Raw genomic sequence first — 7874 nt, forward strand, 5'->3', positions numbered from 1 at the left:
GCCGTCGATGAAGCGCATCACCCAGGCCCTCGAGGTCGTCAAGCCGATCGGCTGGCTGCTCCTCGTGATCGGCATCGGCACGGGCGTCGTCGCCCAGCTCGCGCAGTGGCGTGAGCTGGCGGTGCTGTCCGTGGCCTGCGTGGCCCTGCTCGTGCTCGCGCTGCCCTTCCTCCTCGGTCGCACGTCGGTCGCGGTCGACCTGCGGCTGCAGCCCGAGCGCGTCGCGGCGGGGGAGTCGGTGGCCGCGGGGGTGCTGGTGGCCAACCGGGCGTCGTCACGCCTGGTCCCGACGACCCTCGAGGTGCCGGTCGGCTCGGCCGTCCACCGCTACGGCATCAGCTCGCTCGCGCCCGGCGCGACCCACGAGGAGTCGTTCACGATCCGCACCGAGCGCCGTGGCGTGATCGCCGTCGGCCCGGCCATGACCCGTCGTGGGGACCCCGTAGGGATCTTCTCCCGCGACGTCGTCTGGACGCCGGTGCGCGAGGTGCTCGTGCGCCCGCACCTGGTGCCGATGGAGTCGCTGGGCGCCGGCCTGCTGCGCGACCTCGAGGGCGTGTCCACCGACGCGGTCAGCCAGAGCGACCTGGCCTTCCACGCGCTGCGCGAGTACGTCCCCGGCGACGACCTGCGCCACATCCACTGGCGCTCCTCGGCCAAGGTGATGGCCTCCACCGGCGAGTCCGCGCTGCTCGTGCGCCAGTACCTCGACACCCGCCGCAGCCACGCCACGATCGTGGTCGACGACCGTGCGGCCTCGTGGGGCGACCCCGAGGACTTCGAGACCGCGATGGCCGTCGCCGCCTCGATCGCGGTCCGAGCGGTCCTCGACGAGTTCGACGTGTCCTTCGTCTGCGGCGCCCACGCGTCGTCGGGCACCGATGCCCACCTCGCGCTCGACGCCGTGTGCCGCGCGGAGCTCGGCGACCGCGGCGTCGTGGAGTCGGGTCGCCAGGCGACCATGCTGGCGCCCGACACCAGCCTGGCCTTCTTCGTCGGCGGCAGCGCCACCGGGTTCACCGACCTGCTGCGCGCGGCGGCCGCGTTCCCGCCGGAGGTGCGTCGCTTCGGCATCACCGTCGACCCCGGCGGCACCAGCAAGGTCACCGACACCGGCGGCCTGCCCGTCCTCCACCTCGCCGCCAAGGAGGACCTCGGCGGCCTCCTGCGCTGGAGCGTGCGATGAGGCGGGGCAGCACGTCGACCAGCACCCGCACCCGCGTGCGCGCGCACGCGCTGGTGCCCGACCGGCACTCCTGGACCGACATCGCCTTCACGCTCGCGCTGGCGGCGATCGCGCTGAGCGCCCTCGGCACCTCCTTCACCGGCTCGGCCTACCTCGTCGTCGGGATGCTGGGTGCGGTCATCGCCGTCGCCGTCACCCACCTCGCCCGCGCGGCGGGGTGGCCGATCATCTCCGCGGTCGTGATCTGCCTCGCGGTGTTCTTCCTGCTCGGGGGCCCGCTGTGCCTGCGCGCGCTGGGCGACACCTCGGTGCTGCCCGGCCCCTCGACCCTGGCCCGGGTCGCCGACCAGGCGGTCTTCGGCTGGAAGGACCTGCTCACCACCCTGCCGCCCATCGACGGCGACGGCCCCCTCCTGGTGCTGCCGTGGCTGGCGGGCCTGCTCGCCGGTCTGGTCGGCCTCGGGCTGGCGCACCAGCCGGTGCGGCGTGCCTGGCTGGCCGCGGCGCTGCCCGTCCTCGGGATGACCGCCGTCCTCTCGGGCGCGATCCTGCTCGGCGTACGCCACCCGCAGTCGCTGGTGCTCCAGGGTGCGGTGTTCTCTGCCCTGGCCCTGGCCTGGCTCGCGCTCCGGGCCCGCCGGGCGAGCGCGACCGTGCATGGCGGCGCCACGTCGTGGGTCCGCGGTGCCGGTGCGGTGGCCATGCTGGCGCTGGCGGCCGGGGTCGCGCTGCCGGCCAGCGGCTTCGTCGCCGACGACCAGCGCGCGGTCGCGCGCAACTGGGTCGAGCCGCCCTTCGACATCGGCCGCTACCCCTCGCCCCTGGCGGGCTTCCGCAAGTACGTCGACCTCAAGGGCGAGTCCAACCCCGCCAACGTCTATGACAAGACGCTCCTCGACATCGACGGGGTCGCTCCCGGCACGCTGGTCCGCTTCGCGACGATGGATCGCTACGACGGGATGGTCTGGGGGGCGAGCGACAACGCCCTGCCCGGGCCGGCCGACGACTCGTTCCAGCGCGTGTCGTCCACGATCGACAACCCCGTCGAGGGCGACGAGGTCGAGGTGACGGTCACGCTCGGTGAAGGCTGGAACGGTGTGTGGTTGCCCACCGTCGGTGCTCTGCAGTCGATGGACTTCGAGACCACTGACGCGCGCGCCAAGGCCGAGGTGTTCCGCTACAACCTCGCCACCTCGACGGCCGTGGTGCCGACCGGGCTGCGCCCGGGCGACCGCTACTCCTTCACCGCCGTGGAGCCCGACGACGAGCTCACCGACGCCACCGTCGGCTCGTCCGAGCCCACCGCGCCCCTGCCGCCCGGGGCTGCGTTCGTGCAGGGGCCGACCGAGAAGTGGACCGAGGGTGCGGGCAGCGACCCGATGGACCGGGTGCTGGCAGCGGCCGAGCACCTGCGCACCGAGGGCAAGTACTCCGACGGCGTGGGCCGCACCGAGCGGGTCTACGTCGGCGGCCACAGCGTGTGGCGGCTCTCCGACGAGTTCGTCAACGCCCCGCAGATCGTCGGCAACGACGAGCAGTACGCCGCCACGATGGCGCTCATCGCCAACGACATCGGCGTCCCGGCCCGTGTCGTGCTGGGCGCGACGGTCCCCGAGGGCGGCAGCGTCACCGGCAAGGACGTCTCGGCCTGGGTGGAGCTCCGCGCGGCCGACGGCTCGTGGCGCACCCTGCCCACCGACGCCTTCATGTCGACCACCCCGCCGGCCGACCAGGTCCCGGAGACCAACACGCCGATGTCGGGCACCGTGATCCCGCCGCCCAACCCGATCCCGCCGCCGTCCGACGCGGGGGAGCAGAGCGACGCCGACCTCAAGGAGCGCAAGGCCACCCGCAAGAAGGCCGAGCAGGACGACGAGGGCCTGATCCCCGGCGTGCCGGGATGGATGGGCGCCGTGGTGACCTACGTCGGCGCACCGGTGCTGCTGCTCGCGCTCCTGCTGGGCGCCGTGGTGGCGTTCAAGGCCTGGCGCCGGCACCGGCGCCGCAGCGCCGACTCGGCCTCCGCCCGGTTCGTCGGGGCCTGGCGCGAGCTCGTCGACCACGCGCGCGACCTCGGCCAGGTGGTGCCCCTCGGGCCCACCGTCACCCGGCGCGAGCAGTCCGCCGGCATCGTGTCCGACCAGGCAGGCGCGCTCGCGAGGCGGGCCGACAGCTTCGTGTTCGGCCCCGCGGTGCCGGAACCGGCCGCGGCCTCGACCTACTGGGACTCCGTCGACGCCGAGCGTCGCGCCATGTCGCAGCAGGTGGGCCGCTGGCAGCGGGTCCGCGCCGCGGTCAGCCTGCGCTCGCTGCGCCGCGGCGGCCCTACGCCGGCCGAGGAGCCCGACGCCACGGCGGATGCGGGCCCGGGCGCCCCGGCGGACGACGTACGACCCCGGGCGGGTCGGCTCGCCCGGCTGCGTGGTAACGCTGATTGGCGTTCTCGGAGCGCGCCTGACTAAACTGGTGCGTCGGCCCAACGTGGGCTGTGTTTCGTGGCGCCTCGCGGCTGCCCGGACCTCGACCGACTCGTCGCAGACGAAGCGGTCGCGTGCCCGGGAAGAGGTTTCGCGGATCCGCCCACGAGGTCCACCGGTTCCCTGCAGGTCGAGGGAGCCGGGCGGTTCCCGGGCGACCGGTAGACAGTATGTGATCAGACACTGCAACAGATTGTGGAGGACATGCCGAAGAAAGAAGGCGTGATCGAGATCGAGGGCACCGTCGTGGAGGCCCTTCCCAACGCCATGTTCCGGGTCGAGCTGGCCAATGGACACAAGGTGCTCGCCCACATCAGCGGCAAGATGCGCCAGCACTACATCCGGATCCTCCCTGAGGACCGGGTCGTGGTGGAGCTCTCGCCGTACGACCTCACGCGGGGTCGGATCGTCTACCGCTACAAGTGATCGTCCAGCCGAGTAGCAAGGATTCGTTGACATGAAGGTCAACCCCAGCGTCAAGCCCATCTGTGACAAGTGCAAGGTCATCCGCCGTCACGGCCGGGTCATGGTCATCTGCGAGAACCCGCGCCACAAGCAGCGCCAGGGTTGAGAGACCTGCTCCACCACTGAAGCACCCACAACGTGATCGCTAGGTCGGCACCGTCCGACTGAAGTCACCTCCGGAGCACCGGCCGGAGCCCACCCGAGGCGGGATGGGACGCGACACGACCAGAAACCGATGCGAGAACAGACAAGGAACCGCCACATGGCACGCCTCGTTGGTGTTGACCTCCCGCGCGACAAGCGCATCGAGATCGCACTCACCTACATCTACGGCATCGGCCGTACCCGCGCCCAGCAGCTGCTCGCTGCCACCGGCGTCGACCCGAACGCCCGGGTCCACACGCTCGGTGACGAGGAGCTGGTCAAGCTTCGCGACGAGATCGAAGCCAACTTCAAGATCGAGGGTGACCTCCGACGTGAGGTCCAGGCGGACATCCGCCGCAAGATCGAGATCGGCAGCTACCAGGGTCGCCGCCACCGCATGGGCCTCCCGGTCCGCGGTCAGCGCACCAAGACCAACGCGCGCACCCGCAAGGGCCCCAAGCGCACCGTCGCCGGCAAGAAGAAGGCGAAGTGACCTGCGCCCCGGCGCAGTGATCCCCGCTCCCTTCCCAGAAGCTTCCAGACCAGACCTCATCAGGAGTTAGTGAATGCCTCCCAAGAGCCGCGCGACCAAGGTCCGCCGCAAGGAGAAGAAGAACATCGCTCAGGGCGAAGCCCACATCAAGAGCACGTTCAACAACACCATCGTCACCATCACGGACCCCAGCGGCGCCGTGATCTCGTGGGCCTCTGCCGGCACCGTCGGCTTCAAGGGCTCGCGCAAGTCCACCCCCTTCGCCGCGCAGATGGCTGCCGAGGCCGCCGGGCGTCGCGCCATGGACCACGGCATGAAGAAGATCGACGTCTTCGTCAAGGGTCCGGGGTCGGGCCGCGAGACCGCGATCCGTTCGCTGGGTGCCATCGGCCTCGAGGTCGGCACCATCCAGGACGTCACGCCCACCCCGCACAACGGATGCCGGCCGCCCAAGCGCCGCCGCGTCTGACCCGAGACTGAGAAAGAGAGACTGAAACATGGCCCGCTACACCGGTCCCATGACCCGCAAGTCGCGCCGTCTCGGTGTCGACCTCGTCGGCGGCGACGCTGCCTTCGAGAAGCGTCCCTACGCCCCCGGCCAGCACGGCCGCGGTCGCATCAAGGAGTCCGAGTACCTGCTGCAGCTCCGTGAGAAGCAGAAGGCTCGCTTCACCTACGGCGTGATGGAGAAGCAGTTCGTCCGCTACTACAAGGAGGCCAGCCGTCGCCAGGGCAAGACCGGCGACAACCTCCTGCAGCTCCTCGAGTGCCGCCTCGACAACGTGGTCTACCGCGCCGGCTTCGCCCGTACGCGCCGCCAGGCCCGCCAGCTCGTCGTGCACGGCCACTTCCTGGTCAACGGCAAGAAGGTCGACATCCCGTCCTTCCAGGTCAGCGACCACGACATCATCGACGTCCGCGAGAAGTCGCTGGAGCTGACCCCGCTCATCGTGGCTCGTGAGACCCACGGCGAGCGCGTCACCCCCGCCTGGATGGAGGTCATCCCCTCGCGGATGCGCATCCTGATCCACCAGGTCCCGGTCCGCGCGCAGATCGACGTGCCGGTCCAGGAGCAGCTCATCGTGGAGTACTACTCCAAGAAGTGACGCGGTGTCGGTGGTCGTCCGAGCTCTCGGGCGGCCACCGACGCCCCTCTTGACCCTGCTCTCCTCCGCCATCCTCACCATGTTCGGATCCGTCAAATAGCGGGTGGATCCGGAAAGGAAGAACTCCGTGCTTATCGCTCAGCGCCCGACCCTCACGGAAGAGACCGTCGACGAGTTCCGTTCGCGGTTCGTCATCGAGCCCCTCGAGCCCGGCTTCGGCTACACGCTCGGCAACTCGCTGCGTCGTACGCTCCTCAGCTCCATCCCGGGTGCCTCGGTCACCAGCATCAAGGTCGACTCCGTCCTCCACGAGTTCTCGACCATCGAGGGCGTCACCGAGGACATGACCGAGATCATCCTCAACCTCAAGGGCATCGTCGTCTCCTCCGAGCACGACGAGCCGGTCGTGATGTACCTGCGCAAGTCCGGTGCCGGTGACGTCACCGCCGCCGACATCACCCCGCCCGCCGGTGTCGAGGTGCACAACCCCGAGCTGAAGATCGCCACGCTGTCCGACAAGGGCAAGCTGGAGATGGAGCTCGTCGTCGAGCGCGGCCGCGGCTACGTCTCGGCCGTGCAGAACAAGGGCGCCGACAACGAGATCGGCCGCATGCCGGTCGACTCGATCTACAGCCCCGTGCTGAAGGTGACCTACAAGGTCGAGGCCACCCGAGTCGAGCAGCGCACCGACTTCGACAAGCTCGTCATCGACGTCGAGACCAAGCCGTCGATCCGTCCCCGCGACGCGATCGCCTCGGCCGGCAAGACCTTGGTCGAGCTCTTCGGCCTGGCCCGTGAGCTCAACGTCGAGGCCGAGGGCATCGACATCGGCCCGTCGCCCGTCGACGAGCAGCTCGCCGCCGACCTCGCCCTCCCGGTCGAGGACCTGCAGCTCACGGTCCGCTCGTACAACTGCCTCAAGCGCGAGGGCATCCACACCGTGGGTGAGCTCATCTCCCGCTCGGAGCAGGACCTGCTCGACATCCGCAACTTCGGCGCCAAGTCGATCGACGAGGTGAAGGCCAAGCTCGTCGAGATGGGCCTCTCGCTCAAGGACAGCGCTCCCGGCTTCGACCCGCACGCCGCCCTTGCCGCCTACGGCGACGACGACGACGACGCGTTCATCGAGGACGAGCAGCTCTGACAAACCGACCGGCGCCCGCCGGTCGTCTACCCGGGTACCTGACACGGCCCGAGAGAAGGAAATGACATGCCCAAGCCCAAGAAGGGCCCCCGCCTCGGCGGTAGCCCGGCCCACCAGCGCCTGATGCTCTCGAACCTGGCCACCGCCCTGTTCGAGCACGGCCGGATCACCACCACCGAGACCCGTGCGCGCCTGCTGCGCCCGGTCGCGGAGAAGCTGATCACCAAGGCCAAGCGCGGCGACCTGCACAACCGTCGTGAGGTCCTCAAGACCATCCGCGACAAGTCGGTGGTGCACACGCTGTTCACCGAGATCGCGCCGACCTTCGCCGAGCGTCCCGGTGGCTACACCCGCATCACCAAGATCGGCCCCCGCAAGGGCGACAACGCCCCCATGGCGGTCATCGAGCTGGTGACCGAGGCCTACAGCCCCAAGGCTCCCTCGACGAAGAAGACCGTGGCTGCCGCCGCCCCCGCGCCGGCCGTCGAGGAGACCGAGGTCGACGAGACCGAGGCGACGACCGCTGCCGAGGAGCACGAGGCCGCGGCCGAGGCCCACGAGGCTGCTGCCGAGGAGCACGAGGCCGCCGCTGAGGAGCACGAGGCTGCTGCCGAGGAGCACGAGGCCGCCGCTGAGGCTGCCGAGGACGAGTCCAAGGCCTGATCCACGCGCCACCACGAGGCCCGTCACCCTGCTGGGGTGGCGGGCCTTCGTGCGTCTGCGGGGCTGGCAGTGGGGGTGGCCCACCCACATTCCGTGGTCTTGGGTTCAAGGTCTGGATGCAACACCTCGTAGTGAGGGGTGTTTGCGATGGCGGCTCGGCGGGTGTTTCCCCAGCAGGTACGTCGCGAGTTCTGGG

The 7874-nt window shown here is 70.3% G+C and carries 9 protein-coding genes; all 9 read left to right on the forward strand.

Annotation, left to right across the window (positions count from 1 at the left end; genetic code table 11):
- The first annotated feature begins 7 nt into the window (after nt 1-7).
- The 9 genes from ASG76_RS02700 to rplQ all read left to right on the forward strand — a co-directional run bounded on the left by ASG76_RS02700 (nt 8) and on the right by rplQ (nt 7678).
- A complete protein-coding gene (locus ASG76_RS02700) occupies nt 8-1186 on the forward strand; it encodes a DUF58 domain-containing protein (RefSeq protein WP_056599756.1) in 1179 nt (392 codons plus the stop codon).
- Nucleotides 1183-3648, forward strand: coding sequence for a transglutaminase-like domain-containing protein (locus tag ASG76_RS02705; protein WP_056599760.1), 2466 nt, complete (start codon nt 1183-1185; stop codon nt 3646-3648). Before ASG76_RS02700 ends, ASG76_RS02705 begins: the two co-directional genes overlap by 4 nt.
- A gap of 219 nt (nt 3649-3867) precedes the next feature.
- A complete protein-coding gene (infA, locus tag ASG76_RS02710; protein WP_056599768.1) occupies nt 3868-4089 on the forward strand; it encodes a translation initiation factor IF-1 in 222 nt (73 codons plus the stop codon).
- Nucleotides 4090-4120: 31 nt separating this feature from the next.
- Nucleotides 4121-4234 carry a 50S ribosomal protein L36 gene (gene rpmJ, locus ASG76_RS02715; protein WP_004008316.1) on the forward strand — a complete coding sequence of 38 codons (114 nt, stop codon included), beginning with the start codon at nt 4121-4123 and terminating at the stop codon, nt 4232-4234.
- Between the two features lie 156 nt (nt 4235-4390).
- Complete coding sequence (gene rpsM / locus ASG76_RS02720; protein ID WP_056599771.1) at nt 4391-4765, forward strand: 30S ribosomal protein S13; 375 nt, start codon at nt 4391-4393, stop codon at nt 4763-4765.
- A gap of 73 nt (nt 4766-4838) precedes the next feature.
- Nucleotides 4839-5234: a 30S ribosomal protein S11 gene (gene rpsK, locus ASG76_RS02725; protein WP_056599774.1), complete on the forward strand. Its 396-nt coding sequence runs from the start codon at nt 4839-4841 to the stop codon at nt 5232-5234.
- Nucleotides 5235-5262: 28 nt separating this feature from the next.
- Nucleotides 5263-5871, forward strand: coding sequence for a 30S ribosomal protein S4 (rpsD, locus tag ASG76_RS02730; protein WP_056599777.1), 609 nt, complete (start codon nt 5263-5265; stop codon nt 5869-5871).
- A gap of 127 nt (nt 5872-5998) precedes the next feature.
- Nucleotides 5999-7015 carry a DNA-directed RNA polymerase subunit alpha gene (locus ASG76_RS02735; RefSeq protein WP_056599781.1) on the forward strand — a complete coding sequence of 339 codons (1017 nt, stop codon included), beginning with the start codon at nt 5999-6001 and terminating at the stop codon, nt 7013-7015.
- A 66-nt stretch (nt 7016-7081) separates the two neighbouring features.
- The gene (rplQ, locus tag ASG76_RS02740; protein WP_056599784.1) at nt 7082-7678 is read left to right on the forward strand and encodes a 50S ribosomal protein L17; all 597 of its coding nucleotides are present in this window, start codon (nt 7082-7084) and stop codon (nt 7676-7678) included.
- The last annotated feature ends 196 nt before the right edge of the window (nt 7679-7874 follow it).

This window comes from Nocardioides sp. Soil774 (assembly GCF_001428125.1).
Taxonomy (GTDB): domain Bacteria; phylum Actinomycetota; class Actinomycetes; order Propionibacteriales; family Nocardioidaceae; genus Nocardioides.